Origin of the sequence: Bradyrhizobium sp. CCBAU 51765 (genome assembly GCF_015291725.1) — a bacterium.
In the GTDB taxonomy this organism is placed as follows: Bacteria; Pseudomonadota; Alphaproteobacteria; order Rhizobiales; family Xanthobacteraceae; genus Bradyrhizobium; species Bradyrhizobium liaoningense.
The window spans coordinates 7,809,787-7,827,601 of the sequence record NZ_CP030038.1; the positions used below are offsets into that span (position 1 = coordinate 7,809,787).

General features: G+C 65.0%; 18 protein-coding genes. 6 read left to right on the forward strand and 12 right to left on the reverse strand.

Annotated features, from left to right (window positions below):
- Nucleotides 1-66: 66 nt before the first annotated feature.
- A complete protein-coding gene (locus XH96_RS36175) occupies nucleotides 67-1,155 on the reverse strand; it encodes a Zn-dependent alcohol dehydrogenase (RefSeq protein WP_194390056.1) in 1,089 nt (362 codons plus the stop codon).
- 45 nt (nucleotides 1,156-1,200) lie between these two features.
- On the reverse strand, nucleotides 1,201-2,985 hold the full coding sequence (locus XH96_RS36180) for an acyl-CoA dehydrogenase family protein (RefSeq protein ID WP_194390057.1): 1,785 nt from the start codon (nucleotides 2,983-2,985) through the stop codon (nucleotides 1,201-1,203).
- Nucleotides 2,986-3,214: 229 nt separating this feature from the next.
- On the opposite strand from XH96_RS36180, the gene XH96_RS36185 reads away from it, so the two are divergent.
- From XH96_RS36185 to XH96_RS36195, 3 genes are all read left to right on the forward strand, one after another.
- Nucleotides 3,215-3,916: an SDR family NAD(P)-dependent oxidoreductase gene (locus tag XH96_RS36185; RefSeq protein WP_194390058.1), complete on the forward strand. Its 702-nt coding sequence runs from the start codon at nucleotides 3,215-3,217 to the stop codon at nucleotides 3,914-3,916.
- A 105-nt stretch (nucleotides 3,917-4,021) separates the two neighbouring features.
- Nucleotides 4,022-4,852: an enoyl-CoA hydratase gene (locus XH96_RS36190; RefSeq protein WP_194390059.1), complete on the forward strand. Its 831-nt coding sequence runs from the start codon at nucleotides 4,022-4,024 to the stop codon at nucleotides 4,850-4,852.
- 65 nt (nucleotides 4,853-4,917) lie between these two features.
- The gene (locus tag XH96_RS36195) at nucleotides 4,918-5,088 is read left to right on the forward strand and encodes an RNA polymerase sigma factor region1.1 domain-containing protein (RefSeq protein ID WP_194390060.1); all 171 of its coding nucleotides are present in this window, start codon (nucleotides 4,918-4,920) and stop codon (nucleotides 5,086-5,088) included.
- An 84-nt stretch (nucleotides 5,089-5,172) separates the two neighbouring features.
- Here XH96_RS36195 and XH96_RS36200 read toward each other — a convergent pair whose 3' ends face one another.
- Complete coding sequence (locus XH96_RS36200) at nucleotides 5,173-5,796, reverse strand: GNAT family N-acetyltransferase (protein ID WP_194390061.1); 624 nt, start codon at nucleotides 5,794-5,796, stop codon at nucleotides 5,173-5,175.
- Between the two features lie 68 nt (nucleotides 5,797-5,864).
- Nucleotides 5,865-6,068, reverse strand: coding sequence for a DUF1127 domain-containing protein (locus XH96_RS36205; protein ID WP_124159348.1), 204 nt, complete (start codon nucleotides 6,066-6,068; stop codon nucleotides 5,865-5,867).
- A gap of 110 nt (nucleotides 6,069-6,178) precedes the next feature.
- Here XH96_RS36205 and XH96_RS36210 point away from each other — a divergent pair, with 110 nt between their 5' ends.
- The gene (locus tag XH96_RS36210; RefSeq protein WP_194390062.1) at nucleotides 6,179-7,078 is read left to right on the forward strand and encodes a transcriptional regulator GcvA; all 900 of its coding nucleotides are present in this window, start codon (nucleotides 6,179-6,181) and stop codon (nucleotides 7,076-7,078) included.
- A 143-nt stretch (nucleotides 7,079-7,221) separates the two neighbouring features.
- Nucleotides 7,222-8,553, forward strand: coding sequence for an MFS transporter (locus XH96_RS36215; protein ID WP_194390063.1), 1,332 nt, complete (start codon nucleotides 7,222-7,224; stop codon nucleotides 8,551-8,553).
- Between the two features lie 118 nt (nucleotides 8,554-8,671).
- Here XH96_RS36215 and XH96_RS36220 read toward each other — a convergent pair whose 3' ends face one another.
- Genes XH96_RS36220 through XH96_RS36230 form a run of 3 tightly spaced genes read right to left on the reverse strand, consistent with a single transcriptional unit; the run spans nucleotide 8,672 to nucleotide 11,278 of the window.
- Complete coding sequence (locus tag XH96_RS36220) at nucleotides 8,672-9,085, reverse strand: Rieske (2Fe-2S) protein (protein WP_194390064.1); 414 nt, start codon at nucleotides 9,083-9,085, stop codon at nucleotides 8,672-8,674.
- The gene (locus XH96_RS36225; RefSeq protein WP_194390065.1) at nucleotides 9,085-10,194 is read right to left on the reverse strand and encodes an amidohydrolase family protein; all 1,110 of its coding nucleotides are present in this window, start codon (nucleotides 10,192-10,194) and stop codon (nucleotides 9,085-9,087) included. Before XH96_RS36225 ends, XH96_RS36220 begins: the two co-directional genes overlap by 1 nt.
- 25 nt (nucleotides 10,195-10,219) lie before the next feature.
- The gene (locus XH96_RS36230; protein WP_194390066.1) at nucleotides 10,220-11,278 is read right to left on the reverse strand and encodes an amidohydrolase family protein; all 1,059 of its coding nucleotides are present in this window, start codon (nucleotides 11,276-11,278) and stop codon (nucleotides 10,220-10,222) included.
- A gap of 143 nt (nucleotides 11,279-11,421) precedes the next feature.
- Here XH96_RS36230 and XH96_RS36235 point away from each other — a divergent pair, with 143 nt between their 5' ends.
- Nucleotides 11,422-11,904 (forward strand): CinA family protein, encoded by a 483-nt coding sequence (locus XH96_RS36235; protein ID WP_194390067.1) that lies wholly within the window; start codon nucleotides 11,422-11,424, stop codon nucleotides 11,902-11,904.
- Nucleotides 11,905-12,068: 164 nt separating this feature from the next.
- On the opposite strand, the gene XH96_RS36240 is transcribed toward XH96_RS36235, so the two are convergent.
- The 5 genes from XH96_RS36240 to XH96_RS36260 all read right to left on the reverse strand — a co-directional run bounded on the left by XH96_RS36240 (nucleotide 12,069) and on the right by XH96_RS36260 (nucleotide 17,776).
- The gene (locus XH96_RS36240) at nucleotides 12,069-12,344 is read right to left on the reverse strand and encodes a DUF1488 family protein (protein ID WP_131872072.1); all 276 of its coding nucleotides are present in this window, start codon (nucleotides 12,342-12,344) and stop codon (nucleotides 12,069-12,071) included.
- Between the two features lie 81 nt (nucleotides 12,345-12,425).
- Entirely contained in the window at nucleotides 12,426-13,895 is a 1,470-nt protein-coding gene (locus XH96_RS36245) for an AMP nucleosidase (protein ID WP_194390068.1), read from the reverse strand.
- Nucleotides 13,896-14,058: 163 nt separating this feature from the next.
- Nucleotides 14,059-15,393 carry an HlyD family type I secretion periplasmic adaptor subunit gene (locus XH96_RS36250; RefSeq protein WP_194390069.1) on the reverse strand — a complete coding sequence of 445 codons (1,335 nt, stop codon included), beginning with the start codon at nucleotides 15,391-15,393 and terminating at the stop codon, nucleotides 14,059-14,061.
- Nucleotides 15,394-15,403: 10 nt separating this feature from the next.
- Nucleotides 15,404-17,152, reverse strand: a complete 1,749-nt coding sequence (locus XH96_RS36255) for a type I secretion system permease/ATPase (protein WP_194390070.1) — start codon at nucleotides 17,150-17,152, stop codon at nucleotides 15,404-15,406.
- A 354-nt stretch (nucleotides 17,153-17,506) separates the two neighbouring features.
- The gene (locus XH96_RS36260; protein ID WP_028179604.1) at nucleotides 17,507-17,776 is read right to left on the reverse strand and encodes a GlsB/YeaQ/YmgE family stress response membrane protein; all 270 of its coding nucleotides are present in this window, start codon (nucleotides 17,774-17,776) and stop codon (nucleotides 17,507-17,509) included.
- Between the last annotated feature and the right edge of the window lie 39 nt (nucleotides 17,777-17,815).

Consider the following 17,815-nt stretch of genomic DNA (forward strand, 5'->3'; position numbering starts at 1 on the left):
GGCAAGCCGTCCTCACACTCCGCTGTCATGCCCGGGCTTGACCGGGGTATGACAGCGTGACGGCCGCTAGCTATCGAACACGATCACGCTGCGCAGCGTCTTGCCTGCCTTCATGTTGGCAAAGCCCTCGTTGATCTCCGACAGCTTCAGCTTGGCCGAGATCCAGTCTTCCAGATGCAGGCGGCCGCGCAGGTAGAAATCGACCAGGCGCGGCATGTCCACCCGAAAGTGGTTGGAGCCCATCGACGAGCCCTGGATCTTGCGCTCGCGCAGGAAGTCGAAGCCGTGCAGCTCGATCTTCTGGCCGAACGGGATCATGCCGACGATGGTGGCGGTGCCACCGGCGGCGAGCATCGCAAAAGCCTGCTCGGCGGTCTCCTTGCGGCCGAGCACCTCGAAGGCATGGTGCACGCCGCCATTGGTGAGGTCGCGGACCTGCTTCACGACATCGCCGTCGGCTGGGTTGATGATGTCGGTCGCGCCCAGCTTGGTCGCGAGCTGGAGTTTTGCAGGATTGGTGTCGATGGCGATGATGCGGCCGGCGCCGGCGATCTGCGCGCCGTTGATCGCGGCCATGCCGACGCCGCCGCAGCCGATCACCGCCACGGTCTCGCCGGCCGTCACTTTCGCCGTGTTCACCACCGCGCCATAGCCGGTGATGACGCCGCAGCCGATCAGCGCGGCGAGATCGAGCGGCATCTCCTTGCGGATTTTGACGATGGCGTTCTCGTGCACCAGCATCTGCTCGGCGAAGGAGGAGAGGTTGAGGAACTGGTGCAGCTTCTCGGGCTTGGACCATTGCATGCGGTTGGAGACGCCCGGCAGCAACTTCACAGTGGTGTCGGTGCAGAGCACGGTGCGGCCCGTGGTGCAGTTGTCGCAGGTGCCGCAGAACACCGAGAGGCAGGTGACGACGTGATCGCCCGGCTTGACGTAGGTGACATCGGAGCCGACCTGCTCGACCACGCCGGCGGATTCGTGCCCAAGCACCGCCGGCAGCGGATGCGGATAGAGCCCTTCCATGAAATGCAGGTCGGAGTGACACAGCCCCGCGACCGTCGTACGGATCAGGACTTCGCGCGGCCCCGGCTTCGGCAGGCTGACATCCTCGATGACGAGCGGCTTGTTGACTTCGTAAAGCACGGCGGCCTTCATCGAGCACTCCCTGTCGCGTTTTTTTGTTCAAGCGTCCTCCGCAGCCTACGCTGCCAGAACCAGTTCGCCAACCTCGCTCATGCTCACCGAGCGATCGCCGAGCAGCAACGCTGCGATCTTCGCTTGCGCGGCATTTTCCGTCAGCCGGAACGGATCGCTCGGCAACACGCGATGATCGATGACGAGGCGCGACAGCAGCAGGCGGCGCGCATCGCCGCGCATGTCGTGGATGCGATGCGCCTCCCAGGCGAGCGCGACCGCGCTCGCGACATGATAGAGCAGGCTGGTGGCGCGGCGCGCCTCCGCCTCATTCTCGGACTTGCTCGCGACCTCGCGCGCAAAGCCGACGGCGCGATCGGTGAGACCGCGCAGACGGTCGCGCCAGGCCTGCGGCACGGAGGCGCTGTCGTCGAGCCGGGCGTGCAGATCGGCCGCGAGCGCGGACTCCGCGCCGTGGCGGCCGACCGCGCGCCGCAGCGCATCGATGGCCACGATGTTTCCGGTGCCCTCCCAGACCGAGCCGAGATGCGCATCGCGCAACAGGCGGGCGGTGGCGAATTCCTCGATATAGCCGATGCCGCCGCGCATCTCGAGCGCATCGCCGCAGACCTTTCGCGCATCGCGCGTGGCGCGGAATTTCAGCGTCGGAGTGAGAATGCGCAGGAGCGCCGCCGCATCCTGGCTGCCGGCTTCGGCGCGATCGAGCGCATCGGCGGTGAGGAAACTCATCGACAGCGCCTGCTCGACCGGCAGCATGATCTTCAGCATCTGGCGGCGACCGAGCGGCAGGTCGATGATGCGGCTGCCGAACACCACACGGTTCGTCGCCACCGTCATCGCGTCGTGATAGGCGCGGCGCATCAGCGCGGTGGATTTGACGCCGTTGGACAGGCGCGACGAGTTCACCATCTCGGCCATCTGCACGAAGCCGCGGTCGAGCTTGCCGACGGCGTAGGCGATCGCGCCTTCGAGCTTGATCTCGCCCGAGGCCATCGAACGCGTGCCGAGCTTGTCCTTGAGGCGCACGATCCGGTAGTGGTTCTGCGAGCCGTCGTCGAGGAAGCGCGGCATCAGGAACAGGCCGACGCCGCGCGTGCCGGGGCTCGCGCCTTCGGGACGGGCCAGCAGCATCACGACCTTCGCGTCCGCATTCGAGCAGAACCACTTCTCGCCGTAGAGGCGCCAATGGTCGCCCTCCTGCACCGCGCGCGTGGTCAGCGTGCCGACGTCGGAGCCGCCCTCCTTCTCGGTCATGAACTGGCCGCCTTGCGTCAGCTTGCTCATGTCGGTCGAGGTCAATCCGTCGAGATATTTCGCCTTCAGCGCCTCGCTGCCGAAATTCGCCAGCAGCTTGGCGCAGCCGTCGGTGACGTTGATCGGGCAGCCCATGCCGAATTCGGTCTGGTTGAACAGGAAGGTGAAGGCGTGCTTGGCGACGACGGGATATTTGTCCGGCCAGCCCATGATACCCTTGCGGATCGAGAGCGCGTGGATGCCGAACTCGCCGAACGCGGCATTCTCCAGCTCGCGATAGGCCGGGTGGTATTCGATCGACTGCACGTCGCGGCCGAACTTGTCGCGCTGGTGCAGAATGGGCGCGTGCCGGTCGGCGAGGCGCGCGCATTCGTCGAGCCGGCCGCCGGCGAGTTCGCCGAGGCGGTCGAGATGCGGCTCGATGTGGCGGAATAGCGGCGCGGGCAGATGGATGCGCAACAGGTCGGTCAGCGCCGGATCGGCACGGTAGAAATTCATGCCGCTGGTATCGGGTGCCAGCAGGCCGGATGGTTCGGCCGCGACGTTGTTCGGCTGTGCTGGGGCCGGCTTGTGCATGATCGTCCTCACTCGCTTCCGCCTTGCGGACATTTGCGCTGATTTGGCGCTTGCCGCCTTGCATGATGTCGATCATGCTCCAGTGGCGGGGAGCGATAAAGCCGCAAATTGTCAGAGAGGCATGATCGCCGCGACGGAGCAATTCGCTCTGCGGAATTGCGATCGTTCCGTCTGGTTGTTGGCGTAGGCATGCATAGATCAGCGACTCCTTACCTTGAGAGATCGCGCCATGGAACATCCAAAGTACAAGATCGCCCTCATCGTCGGCGCCGGCGAAGGACTGAGCGCCTCATTGGCGCGCTTGCTTGCCGCCCACGGCATCCGCGTTGCGCTCGCCGCGCGAAAGATCGAGAAGCTCGGCGCGCTCTGCAGCGAGACCGGCGCCAAGGCCTATGCCTGCAACGCCACCGAGCCCGACGAAGTGGAGCGGCTGTTCGGTCTCGTCGAGCGCGAGATCGGAACGCCCGACCTCGTCGTCTACAATGCCAGCGGCCGCACGCGCGGGCCCGTCGTCGAGCTCGTTCCGGCCGATGTCGCGCAGGCGATTGCGGTCAGCGCCTATGGCGGCTTCCTGGTGGCGCAGCAGGCGGCCAGGCGCATGCTGCCGAACAAGCACGGCGCGATCCTGTTCACCGGCGCCTCCGCCAGCGTCAAGGGCTATGCGCAGTCGGCCCCGTTCGCGATGGGCAAGTTCGCGCTGCGTGGCCTTGCGCAGAGCCTGGCGCGCGAATTGTCGCCGCAGGGCATCCATGTCGCGCATTTCGTCATCGACGGCGGCATCAAGAGCGCGGCGCGAACCGAACCGGCGGACAGGCCGGATTCGATGCTTGATCCCGACGCGATCGCGGAGAGCTACTGGAACGTGCTGCAGCAGCCGCGCAGCGCGTGGAGCTGGGAGCTCGAGCTGCGGCCTTGGGTGGAGAAGTTTTGAGTTGTTTGTCATTCCGGGGCGATGCGAAGCATCGAACCCGGAATCTCGAGATTCCGGGTCTGGTCCTTCGGACCATCCCGGAATGACAACAAAAAGGGAGTCGACATGACCACCGAAACCACCATCGACACCGGCACCAACGAGCTCCTCTGCGTCGTCCGCGATCGCGTCGCGATCATCACGCTGAACCGGCCGGAGGCGCGCAATGCGCTATCCGATAACCTGACGCCGGCGCTGCGCACGATGATCCGGAGCTGCGGCGAGGATCCCGGTATCGGCGCGCTGTTGCTCACCGGCGCGGGAGAAGCGTTCTGCGCCGGCGGCAACGTCAAGGGCATGGGCGCACATCGCGATCCGAAGAAGCTCGAAATGTCCTTCGACGACAAGGTCGCCGATCTCCAGGAGCGGCAGCGGCTGCTGACCGGCGCGCTGGTGTCGGTGCGCAAGCCGACCATCGCCGCCCTGCCCGGCCCCGCGGTCGGCGCCGGGCTTGCCATCGCCATGGCCTGCGACATCCGCATCGCCGCGCAATCCGCCTTCCTCGCGACCGGCTATGCCCGCATCGCGCTCAGCGGCGATTACGGCATCGCCTGGCTGCTCACCCGGCTGGTCGGCACCGCGCGGGCGCGCGAGCTGATGTTCACCGGCGACCGGATTGATGCCGCGCGTGCCGAGGCGATCGGCCTCGTCAACCGCATCGTGCCTGATGACAAATTGCAGGCCGAGGCCTTCGCACTGGCAAAGTCGCTCGCCGAAGGCCCGCGCCTCGCACTGCGCTACATGAAGGACAATCTCGACGAGGCCGTGCTGTTCGATTTCGAAACGGCGCGCGACCACGAGGCCGAGCGGCTGGTCCGCCTGACCACGACCGCGGATCACAAGGAGGCGGTGCAGGCCTTCATCGAGAAGCGCAAGGCGGTGTTCACGGGAAGATAGAGGCCACGCGGTCCGAACCATCAGAACATTCCATAGAGTGGGTACCCCATTTTCAGGAGGACTGGATGGATTGGTCTGAGGTGATGCGGAAAGCTGTGCTCCTGGCGGAGAAGACGGGCTATGTCACGTTCGATCAGTTGAATGAGTTGATACCGTCGACCAAGGCGGAACCGGAAGACATTGAGGCGATACTGACCGCTTTAAGCGATCGGGGTATTTGGATTACGGAGGAATAGGTCCGTGCTTCGCGGGATGCGGTTGGGCTCGTCTCGCAAAAAATGCCCGGCTCCGGTTTGGCCAGAGCCGGGCTTGCAGTGGTGTCAGGCCGTGGCTGAGGGGCTGTCGGCCTGACGGGAAAGGGCGGCGAGCCGCCAGCTCGCGCAGGGAATGTCTTTCGGAGCGACGCTGATCTCCTTATCGAAACGCACCAGCTTCCAATCGTCGGGATGGTTGACGAATGCGAAGCCGGCTTTGCGCGCGAGCGAGACCATCGCATCGTTGGAACGCAGCGTGTCGCCGAACATGTGCTCGGCGCCAAGCGCGGCGGCGCGGCATTCGAGGTTCTTCATCAGCGCGGTGGCGATGCCATGGCCGTGCCAGCGGTCGTCGACCGACAGGCCGAACTCGAGAGTCGCGGTCTCGGCATGGAAGGCGTAGCGTGCTTCGGCGACGATGGCCTCGAAGCCGTCGACCATCATGGTCGCAACGATCGTGAAGCGCTCGCCCTCACCGACCCGAAGGAAGTCGTGCAACAGGCCCTGCGGCAGCTCGCTGATCGCGCCGAAGAAACGGTTGTAGCGGGAACGGGTCGAGAGCGAGCGGACATAGTGCTGGAACTCCTCGGTGTCGCGCGGCTCGACGAAACGAACATTGAGCGCCGTGCCGTCGCGGGTGCGCAGCCTGTCCGAATATTGCTTCAGGTCTTCGAGGCGAAGGATGCTCATGACACATGCCGTGCGGAGAAGGGACCGCCGGCGCCCCCACAGTCAGGCGGCGCCGGCCTGGCGGCCAATCAGGCCCGCCAGAAGGGTTTGTCGGCCTCGTAGGCAATGTCGGACCAGGACAGCCCGACGTCATGGAGATCGCGGGCAGTCCAGTTGGTCAGCTCGCGCCTGGTACGGTAGCGCTCGTGCCAGACGTGAAGCGTCTCGCCGATCTGCTGGATCAGGCCCGGTGCATGATGATTTGTCATCGAATTGTCGGTCAAAGTGGACATTTTCAGCTCCTGGAGCTAAGTTGACTGCTAATATCTGCTTCCTACCGCGCTGCGACAAACGACAATTTGTACCTATTCGCATGAAATAACGTCATGCATCGTGCTGCCAAATGACTGCCAGATTGCCGTCCCTGAACGGATTGCGGGCGTTCGAGGCCGCCGCGCGCCATCTCAGCTTCACGCTGGCAGCCAGCGAGCTGAACGTGACCCAAACCGCGATCAGCCATCAGATCCGCAGGCTGGAGGAGGAGCTCGGCATCCGCCTGTTCATTCGGCAGAACCGCGCACTGGCGCTGACGCCGGAGGCGCGCGACTACCTCCCGGGCGTCCGCGCCGCCTTCAACGACCTCCGGCTCGCCACCGATCGATTGCTGCGCAAAGAGGACGACAAGGTGCTGACCGTGTCGACGCTGGCCTCGCTCGCGGCAAAATGGCTGCTGCCGCGGCTGGCCGATTTCCAGGAGCAGCATCCCGGCATCGACGTGCGCATCACCACCTCGACCAGCCTCGTCGACTTCCAGCGCGACAATGTCGATGCCGCGATCCGCTATGGCCGCGGCCAGTGGCCTGGCGTGCGCGCCGACTGGCTGATGGCGGACGAGCTGTTTCCGGTATGCAGTCCGTCACTGCTGCGCGGCGACAAGCCGCTGCGCCGGCCGGAGGATCTGCGCAACCATCCGCTGCTGCACACCTCGAACGCCAACAGCGACGACTGGCGACTGTGGCTGACCGCTGCGGGCCTGCCGGCCGACATCGCGCGGCATCCGGGCATCACCTTCGACATGATTTTCATGACCATCCAGGCGGCCATCGACGGCATCGGCGTGGCGATGGGACGGACCTCCTACGTGCAGGACGACATCGCCAAAGGCCGGCTCGTCGTGCCGTTCAAGATCGCGCTGCCGGCCGATGCCGGCTTCTACCTGGTCGCGCCGGAAGGCCGTCGGGAGGCACCGAAGCTGGCCTCGTTCCGGCAATGGCTGATTGCTGCAACGCAAAATAAGGCCTGAAAAATCAGCAGCTTCCTCCGCAAAACGGATTGACTCGCCACGCCTCGCGCGGGATGGGGTATGGCAGATTGTCGCAGCATCAATCTGTCGCCTTGCCGTGCATGCATTTCGGCCCGGCCACGCCTTTCCAAGGGAGCAACGCCATGGCTGGACCAGCCGCCTCAACCAATCCGCCCGCAATCAAGTCGCGCGTCGGCGCGATCCTGCGCGCAACCAGCGGCAATTTCCTCGAGCAGTTCGACTTCTTCCTGTTCGGCTTCTATGCCGCCGCGATCGGCAAGGCGTTCTTCCCCTCCACCAACGAGACCGCCTCACTGCTCAATACGTTCGGCGTGTTCTGGCTCGGCGCCTTGATGCGCCCCGTCGGCGCCATCGTGCTGGGGGCCTATATCGACCGCATCGGCCGCCGCCAGGGTCTGATCGTCACGCTCGGCATCATGGCCGTCGGCACGATCGTCATCGCGTTCTGCCCGAGCTACGCGACCATCGGCATCGCGGCGCCGATCATCGTACTGATCGGCCGGCTGCTGCAAGGCTTCTCGGCCGGCGTCGAGCTCGGCGGCGTGTCGGTGTATCTCGCGGAGATCGCGACGCCCGGCAATCGCGGCTTCTACACCTCGTTCCAGTCGTCGAGCCAGCAGGTCGCGATCTTCGTGGCCTCGATCCTCGGCTACCTCCTCTCCGAGGTGATGCCGGCCGACACCGTGGCCGCCTGGGGCTGGCGCATTCCCTTCTTCGTGGGATGCCTGATCATTCCGCTGATCTTCCTCCTGCGGCGGACGCTGGAGGAGACGCCGGCCTTCCTCGCCATGAAGAAGCATCCCACCGCGAACGAGGTGTTCGCCTCCGCGCTCGCCAACTGGCGCATCGTCGTCCTCGGGATGATGATCGCGATCCTGACCACGACGACGTTCTACTTCGTCACCGTGTACACGCCGACCTTCGGCAAGACCGTGCTGAAGCTGTCGACGCATGACGCGCTGCTGGTCACGCTGCTCGTCGCGGTGGCCAACTTCATCTGGAACCCGGTCGGCGGCGCGCTCTCCGATCGCATCGGCCGCAAGCCGGTGCTGATCACGATCGCCTGCCTGTCGCTGGTGACCGCCTACCCGGCATTGCACTGGTTGGTGGCGGCGCCGACCTTCGGCAAGCTGCTCGCGGTCGAGATGATGTTCTCGTTCTATTTCGGCGTCTACAGCGGCACCATGTTGGGTGCCCTCGTCGAGATCGTGCCGGCGCATGTCCGCACCACCTGCTTCTCGCTGGCGTTTGCGCTTGCCGCCGCCCTGTTCGGCACCTTCACGCCGTTCGCCTCGACCTGGCTGATCGAGCGGACCGGCGACAAGGCCTCGCCCGGTTTCTGGCTGATGTTCGCCGCCCTGCTCGGCATCATCGCGGCCTCGACGGTGTATCGCGGCGGCGGCAAGGTGGCGCCGGCCTATGAAGCGGTGCCGGAGCCGGTCGCGGGGCGTTAGGACGGTGTCATTCCGGGGCGCGCGTAGCGCGAGCCCGGAATCTATTTCCCAGAGCATTCCTGTGGCACGATGGATTCCGGGCTCGACGCTTCGCATCGCCCCGGAATGACGACGGAGGCTACAGCTCCACCACCACGTAGTCGCTCTCGATCCTGACCGAAACAGTCTCGGCGACATACGGCCCCTTCACCACGCTCGCCCCCGGCTCGACATGGGCCGGATAGGCCTTCACGCGGAAGCGGCGGGGGTCGCAGTAGGATTGGCCGGTGCGGATGTCGAACTCCCAGCCGTGCCAGGGGCAGCGGATGATTTCCCCTAGCTTGGTGTATTCGATCTCGCCGGGATTGTTCGATTGCGCGAGCCCGATCAGCGGGCCCTCGCACAGCGCCGCGCCCTGATGCGGGCAACGGTTCATCAGGCCGAAATACTCGCCCTTGATGTTGAAGATTGCGATCGACCGCCCTTCGATCTCCAGAAACTTTCGCGTGCCCGGCGGAAGCTCGTCGACCGGCGCGACGACGTGTCTTGCCATCAGGAAACGCCGTAAAGCTTCTTCGCATTGCCGAGGTAGAACGCCTCGCGATTGGCTTCGCTGACGCCCGCCGGCAAGACGCGCGACGGTTCGTCATAGTCCCAATGCGGATAATCGGTGGCGAACAGCAGGCGGTCCCAGCCGATCCATTTGATGACGTCGAACAGGTCCTCGCGGCTTTCAGGATCCTCCATCGGCTGCGTCGTCCACCACACCTGCTCGCGGATATATTCCGACGGCGGCCGCTTCACATGCGGCACCTCGCTGCGCAGCCGCTGCCAGGCCTTGTCGAGCCGCCACGCCAGCGACGGTGCCCAGCCGAAGCCGGCCTCGATCATCACCATCTTCAGTTTCGGGAAGCGCTCGAACACGCCTTCCAGCACGAGGCTCGCCAGCGCCGATTGCTGGCATTGCGAGTGACCCACCATCTCCTCGATGTAGTAGGACGGCCAGCCCGACGGCGTGATCGGGTTGCCGCCGAAGCCGAAGGCATGGACGCCGACGGGAAGGCCTGCCTCCTCCGCGGCCTGGTAGATCGGCCAATAGCGGCGCTGGCCGAGCGGCTCGACATTGCGGCTGAGCAGCAGCACCTGCACGAAGTTCTTGTCGCCGGCGCGCTCGCGAATTTCGGCGGCGGCCGACAACCCGTCCTCGTTGCCCACGACGATGGACGCCTTCAGCCGCTTGTCCTTGGAGGTCCATTTGTCGATCTGCCAGTCGTTGACCGCCGAGCACAGGGCCGCCGAGAGCTCGTGATTGCGGATGCCCTGTCCCGTGTTGAGCGGATTGAGCACGCCCAATTGCACGTTGTTGGGATCGAGCAGCTGCTTCTGCATGAACGACAGCGAGGAGCCCTGCGGCCCGCCCTCCGGCGGATAGGCATCGCGGCGCGAGGCGTTGGGCTGGGCTTTCGGATAGGGCGGGCCTTCCATCATGCCCTGATAGGCATGGACGCCGTAGACTTCGAGGTGATGCTGCCAGCGTTTGGCGAGGTAGGGATAGAGCTCGGTGCGGGTGGCGCGTGCCGGATGGATGTCGCAGTCCGCGATCGCGGTTTTGACGGTCAGTGGGGACGCGGCTTCTTGGTTCTCGCGGAACTGGATATTCATCGCCTTGCCTCCTTTGGCAGCGGGCTCATTTCAGGCGGGGATAGGTTGCATGCGGATTGTCGATCATGATCTTGCGCACGAGATCGGGGGACAGACCTTCGGGCAGCGCGTCCTGGCCGTCGAACTGCCAGTGCGGATAGTCCGTGGAGAATAGGACCAATTCGTCCGACTGCATATGATCAAACAGGCGAATTAATGTCTCAGCTTCCGGCGGTGCATCAAATGGCTGTAACGAAAAGCGGATGTTGCTGCGCACAATCTCCAGCGGCGCACGATCGACCCATGGGGTTTCCATCCGCACCCCGCGCCAGAACTTGTGCAGGCGCCAGAGATAGGGCGCGATCCAGGACACGCCGGACTCCAGCATCACCATTTTCAGCCGCGGATATTTGGCGAACACGCCTTCGACGATCAGGCTGGTGAGCTGGGTCTGGAACGCCTGGGCCTGCCCGACATAGTCCTCAATGTGGTAGGACCCCCACCCCACCGCGGTCGGCGGATTGTGATAGGCGGAACCGGCGTGGATGCCGACCGGAAGTTCCAGACGCTCCGCGGTCTCGTAGATCGGCCACAGCGCGCGCTTGCCGAGCGGCACATCGCCCATGACCAGCATCAGGACCTGCACGAAGCGCTTGTCCGGGGCGCAACGCTCGATCTCGGCGACGGCCTTCTCGACGCTTTGCGTCGGAATCACGATCGAGCCGCGCAGCCGCGAATCGCGGTCGAGCCATTCCTTCGCCAGCCAGTCGTTCAGCGCGCGGCAGAAGGCGGCCTGCATATCCTCGGAGAACACCATCTGCACGCCATACAGCGGATTGCAGATGGCATGTTCGAGCTGAAAAGGATCGAGCACATGGCGCTGCATGTCCGCCAGACTCTCGCCCGGCTTGCCCTGCTCGGGCCGCCAGTCGGGCCGTGCCGTAATCGGCGAATTCTGCGGATAGGATTGCGAGACGAGGTCGACCATGCCGCGCGTCGTGACCTGATCGCGCCAATATTCGTTCAGGTACGGCAGCAGGCTGGTCAGATGCGGCACGGCCGGATGCACATCGCAGTCCACCCCACCGGCGATCAGGGACGCCATGACGTCTCCTTCACGTTTCCTCGTCCATTCTTGTCTCGTGCCCGCATTCAAGCAGGCCTGCCCGCCGCCCGCAACTCAGCCGGGGCCGCCGGCATATGCTAGGAAGGCGCAGCTCGGTTGCGAAGGAATGAGGGGTTTCAGGGATGAAAGAGCTCGTCGGCATTGCGGAACGGGTCGCGGCCCAACTGATCGCGCGCAAACAGACCATCGCGGTGGCGGAATCATCGGCCGGCGGCCTGATCTCGGCCAGCCTGCTCGCGGTGCCCGGCGCCTCCGCCTATTACCTCGGCGGCGCGGTGGTCTACACCCGCGAGGCCAGACGGGTGCTGATGGATATTTCGGATGACGGCATGAAGGGCTTTCGGTCGTCGTCGGAGCCCTACGCGCAATTGCTGGCCGAGCAGATGCGCAGCCGCTTCAGTTGTGATTGGGGCCTGTCCGAGACCGGTGCGGCGGGCCCCACCGGCAACCGCTACGGCGACGCAGCGGGCCATAGCTGCATGGCGGTCGCAGGACCCGCCGCGGAGGTGATGACGCTGGAGACGGGCAGCAGCGACCGGTTTGCGAACATGCAGGTGTTTGCAGCGACGGCACTGAAGTTGCTGCTGAGGAAGCTGGAGGGCTGACGGCATCGATGCGGTGAGCCGGGACGGTCTCGCCGCCAACACTGCTGTCATCGCCCGGCTTGACCGGGCGATCCAGTACGCTGAGACCGTTGTGATTGAATCGATACGCCGCGGCGTACTGGATGCCCCGGTCAAGCCGGGGCATGACAGCGGAATATGTAGGCCTACCGCCCCAAATGCCGCATGAAAATCCGTACCACATAGCCGTGAAAGCGCGGCGCTTCGTCGTAGAGGTCCGACGCAATGCGTTCGATGGTTTCGCGCAGCGACAAAAATTGTGCCTGGCGCGCGCTGCTCTCGGTGCCCTGCATGCCCGCGAGCTCGTCCATGGCAGCGTCGCTGATCTGGCACTGCACGACCTCGCCATCGTTCAGCATGGTGAAGCGAAAGGCCAGACGTTCGAGATCATGGCCAATGATCTTGTCGCGCGTGAGCGGCATTGCAAGCGTCCCGGTCGGCCCCCTCGCGGACAATGCGAAAAATTCTCCAACTTGTCAGCAAGGATGAAAGGGGGCCCCGACCTACTGGAACGCGACTTCGGCGAAACTGCGGAGCTTTCGCGAATGCAGGCGCTCCGATTCCTGCTGCTTGAGCCGCTCCAGCGCTTTCAGGCCGATCTCGAGATGCTGGCCGACACGGCGGCGGTAGAATTCGCTGGCCATGCCGGCGAGCTTGATCTCGCCGTGCAGCGGCTTGTCCGAGACGCAGAGCAGCGTGCCATAGGGGACGCGGAAGCGGTAGCCGTTGGCGGCGATGGCGGCGGATTCCATATCGAGCGCGACCGCGCGCGATTGCGACAGGCGGCGGATCACTTCAGGCCCGGAAATCTCCCAGTTGCGGTTGTCGACGCTCGCCACCGTCCCCGTGCGCATCAGGCGCTTCAGCTCGAAACCCTCGAGCCCGGTGACATCCTCGACCGCCTCCTCGAGCGCGACCTGCATCTCCGCGAGCGCAGGAATCGGCACCCACAGCGGCAGCTCGCGGTCGAGCACATGGTCCTCGCGTACATAGCCGTGCGCGAGCACGTAGTCGCCGAGCCGCTGCGTGTTGCGCAGGCCCGCGCAATGGCCGAGCATGAGCCAGGCATGCGGCCGCAGCACGGCCACATGGTCGGTGACGTTGCGCGCATTGGACGGACCGGTGCCGATGTTGATCAGCGTGATGCCGCGATAACCCGGCGCGACCAGATGGAAGGCCGGCATCTGCGGTGCGCGCGCGGGGGCAACGCCCGTCGTCGCGCCGCCGCTGCGCGTGATGACGTTGCCGGGCGCCACGAAAGCGTCGAGGCCCGCCTCGCCGGACTGAAGACGTTGCTGGCAGAGCTGCGCGAAGGCGTCGACATAGAACTGGTAATTGGTGAAGATCACGAAGTTCTGGAAATATTCGGAATCGGTGCCGGTGTAGTGATAAAGCCGGCGCAGCGAGTAATCGATGCGGGCGGCGCGGAACAGGGACAGCGGCTTGGGTGTCCCCGGCTGCAGCTCGAAGGTGCCGTCGGCGATCGCGTCGTCCATCGTCGCGAGATCAGGCACGTCGAACGCATCGCGCAGCGACCGCGTGACGGCGGAGTTCTCGCTGGTCGTGATGGCGGCTTCGATATTGATGTCGCGGCGATAGGCGAAGTGGATCGGGATCGGCTCGGCGGATTCGCCGATCTCGACCGGCACGCCGTGATTCTGGATCAGCAATCCGATCTGCTCGGTGAGATAGCTGCGGAACAGATCCGGCCGCGTCACGCTGGTCTCGTGCACGCCGGGCCCTGCGACGAAGCCGTAAGACAGGCGTGAATCCAGCCGCGCATGCGTCGCGGTGGTGATGCGGACAAAGGGATAATAGGCCCGCATCCGCGTCGTGACGGTCTCGCCGTTGACATAGGCCTCGAACCGGTCGCGCAGGAACTTGGTGTTGCGCTCGTAGATCTCTTCGAGGCGGGCCACGGCGAGACTCGCGTCGGTGAAGGATTCGGTGGCGATGGAGGGGGGAGAATGCATGGTTCGACCGCCGCTTTGCTTGAAACCAGCGCACTATAGCAGGATCGCAGCCAAGTCGTCATTGCGAGCGCAGCGAAGCAATCCAGAAATCTCGCCGCGGAGACAATCTGGATTGCTTCGCTGCGCTCGCAATGACGAGGAAAGATGACGCGCTTTTCGCGCGTCACTTCTCGCGGAACGCCCGCATCAGCTGGTCGTGCAGCGGCTTCATCAGGTAGGACAGCATGGTGCGGTCGCCGGTCTGGACGAAGGCCTCCACGGGCATGCCGGGAATCATCTTGACGTCGCCGAGCCGGGCGATCTCTTCCGGCGGCATCGAGACGCGGATGGTGTAGTAGCCCTGGCCGGTGCGCTGGTCGGTGGTGACGTCGGGCGAGACGCGGCTGACGACGCCGTTGAGCTCCGGCGTGGTGCGCTGGTTGAACGCGGAGAGGCGCAGCAGCGTCTTCTGGCCGATCTGGAGCTTGTCGATATCGACCGGATTGACCTTGGCCTCGACCTGGAGATCGTCGGCCTGCGGAACGATCAGCATCAAGGTATCGCCGGCCGTGACGACGCCGCCGACGGTGTGCACGGTCGATTGCAGCACCATGCCGTCCTGCGGCGCGCGGATGTCGATGCGGCGGAGCTGGTCTTCGGCAGCGACCTTGCGCTCGATCAGCTCGCCGATCTTGTCGTTGGTCTCGCGCAGGTCCTTGGAGACCTCGCTGACCACGTCCTTGTCGATCTGGATGATCTGGAGCTCGGTCTCGGTGATCTTGCCCTTGGCCTGGGCGCGCGAGGCGATGTACTGCGCGCGCTCGCCGTTGAGACGCGCCGAGTCACGTTCGAGCTGGGTCAGGCGCGAGATCTGCACCAGGCGCTTTTCGTAGAGCTCGCGCACGCCGGTGAGCTCGTTCTGCACCAGCGCGATCTCCTGGTCCTTGGCCTTCTCCTGGGCGCTGAGACCGGAGATTTCCTCGTTGAGCTGCGTGATGCGCTCGCGCAGCTGCGCCTTCTGCCCGGTGCGGCCGTTGACGCGAACGTCGAACAGCTTGGTTTCGGCCGAGAGCAGCACCTTGACGTCGGGATCGCTGGCACGCTCGATCAGCGTCTGCGGGAACTCGATGCTGTCGAGACCGCGCTGCTCGGCCTGGAGTCGCGCCGCACGCGCCTGCGCGGCGTCGAGATTCTTGGTGACGATCGCAAGGTTGGCCTTGGTCACGGTGTCGTCGAGCCGCACCACGATGTCGCCGGCCTTGACCCGGTCACCGTCGCGGGCGCGCACCTCGCCGACCACGCCGCCGGTCGGATGCTGCACCTTCTTGACGTTGGATTCGACCACGATCTGCCCCGGCGCGATCAGCGCGCCCGAGATCAGCACGGTCGACGCCCAGCCGCCGAGGCCGACGACCAGGACCAGCACGATGACGAGGCCGAGGACCAGGTGAAACCTGATGGAATCACCTACAGTCTTCTTGGCGGCGGGCTTCGTTCCGCCGATAGCCAACGTGCTCATGACTTTGTGCTCATGATTTGGCCACTCCGCCTTCGCTGACGATCTTGATCGGGGCCGGCGGCGTCGCGCGCGGCTGCAGCACCTGGGCGAGCACCTGCTCCTTGGGACCGAACGCCTGCATGCGGCCGTCGCGCAGCACCAGGATCTGGTCGACCGCCTCGACGCCGATCGGGCGGTGCGCCACCACGACGACGATGGCACCGCGTTCGCGCGCGGCACGGACGGCGCGGGTCAGCGCCTCGTCGCCTTCGGTGTCGAGGTTGGAGTTGGGCTCGTCGAGCACGACCAGGAACGGCCTGCCGTAGAGCGCGCGCGCCAGCGCCACGCGCTGCGCCTGGCCCGCGGAGAGCGCTGCGCCCTGCTCGCCCACCTGGGTATTGTAACCCTCGCGCATCTTGATGATCATGTCATGCACGCCGGCTTCTTTCGCAGCCGCGATGATGTCCTCGGAGGTCGCCTCGGGATCGAACCGGCTGATGTTCTGCGCGATGGTGCCGCCGAACAATTCGACGTCCTGCGGCAGATAGCCGATATGGCGGCCGAGCATATCGGACGACCATTGATCGAGCGCCGCCCCGTCGAGCCGTACCTTGCCGCGCACCGGCTGCCAGACCCCGACCAGCGCGCGGATCAATGACGACTTGCCGGAGCCGCTCGGGCCGATCACGCCGAGGCCGTTGCCTGCGGCGAGCGCGAAGGTGACGTCTTGCACCACGAGCCGCTGATCACCGGGCGGCACCATGGCGAGGCCTTCGACCGAGAGCCGGCTGGTGGGCGCCTGCAACTGGGTCGGCATCGCCTGCGCCGGCATCTGCTCCAGCAGGCGGGTGAGGCGGTGCCAGCTCTGTCGTGCGGCGACGAAGGATTTCCAATGCGCAATGGCGAGATCGACCGGAGCGAGCGCGCGGGCGGAGAGGATCGAGCCGGCGATGATGATGCCGGCCGTCGCCTCCTGGTGGATGACGAGATAGGCGCCGACCGCGAGCACGGCCGATTGCAGCATCATCCGCAGTACCTTTGCGACCGCGCCGAGACCGCCGGCGACGTCGCTCGCACGCTGATTGCCGGCGAGATATTTTTCGTTGGCTTCGCTCCAGCGCTGGTTCATCCGTCCGGCCATGCCCATCGACACCATCACCTCGGCGTTGCGGCGGCTGGTCTGGGCGAGATCGTTGCGCTGGGCGGCGAGCCCCATCGCCTCGCGTGCCGGCTGGCGGGACATGAACTCGGTGACCAGCGTCAGGCCGACCAGGATGACGGCGCCGACCAGTGCGGTGACGCCGATCAGGACGTGGAAGGCGAAGCAGATGGCGAGATAAAGCGGCAGCCAGGGCAGGTCGAAGAACGCGCTCGGACCCATGCCGCCGAGGAAGGAACGGACGTTGTCGAGATCGCGCAGCGGCTGGAGGCCCTCGTTGCGGCTGCCGACTAGAAGCGGCAGGCGCACGATGGTGTCGAACACGCGCTTGTTGAGGGCCTCGTCGAGGGACGTACCGATCCGCCCCAGGATGCGGTTGCGAATCATGTCGAGCACGCCCTGCGCCATGTAGAGGAAGCTGGCGAGGATGATGAGGCCGACCAGGGTCGGGATGCTGCGGCTCGGCAGCACCCGGTCGTAGACCTCCAGCATGAAGATCGACCCGGTCAGATAGAGCAGGTTGATCATGCAGCTCATCAAGCCGACGCCGATGAATGCCGTGCGACAAGCGCGCAAGGCGTCACCGAGCTCTGAACGGCGGACGCCAGGGATGGCTGCCATCAGTCTGATCTCTTTCGGCTAGGGGGCAAGGCCCCTGATTTCACGGGCAATTCAGGGTACTCGCCCCGGATTAACATCGCGTTCGCCCGGCGTCCAACGCAGCCGAGTTCATCCAGAGCCCTGATGGGCCACATCTACCCCTGATGGCCTCCCGCGCAAGTCCGGAATTTCACAGGCTTGCGGCTTTTTCTTGCAGGCTTTCAGTCTCTTCCGGGAAAATGGCGAGGCTGGAAGTTCCGGCCACCCGAATACGGGCTAAAGCGTGATGCGATTAGGATCAATCGTCATCGCGCTTTAGGTTGTTGTTTAAGCATGATCTTTTCGGAAACCGCTGCACACCTTTCCGGATCGTGCCTAGAACCTGCCCCCGCCACGCACCAGGCGCACGACAACCAGCAGAATGACGGCGCCGATGGCGGAGTAGACGATTTCGGAGACGAGCCCTGTGCCGAGACGAATGCCGAGCTTCGGAAACAGGAAGCTCGCCACCAGCGCGCCGGCGATGCCGACCACGATGTCGCCGATGATTCCGAACCCGGTCCCGCGCACCACCTTGCCGGCGAGCCAGCCGGCGACCAGGCCGACGAACAGGATGACGAGCAGGCCTTCGTTGGAAATGTGCATCAGTGCGGTCCCCTCTCCGTGAAGGGCGCCATGGAACGC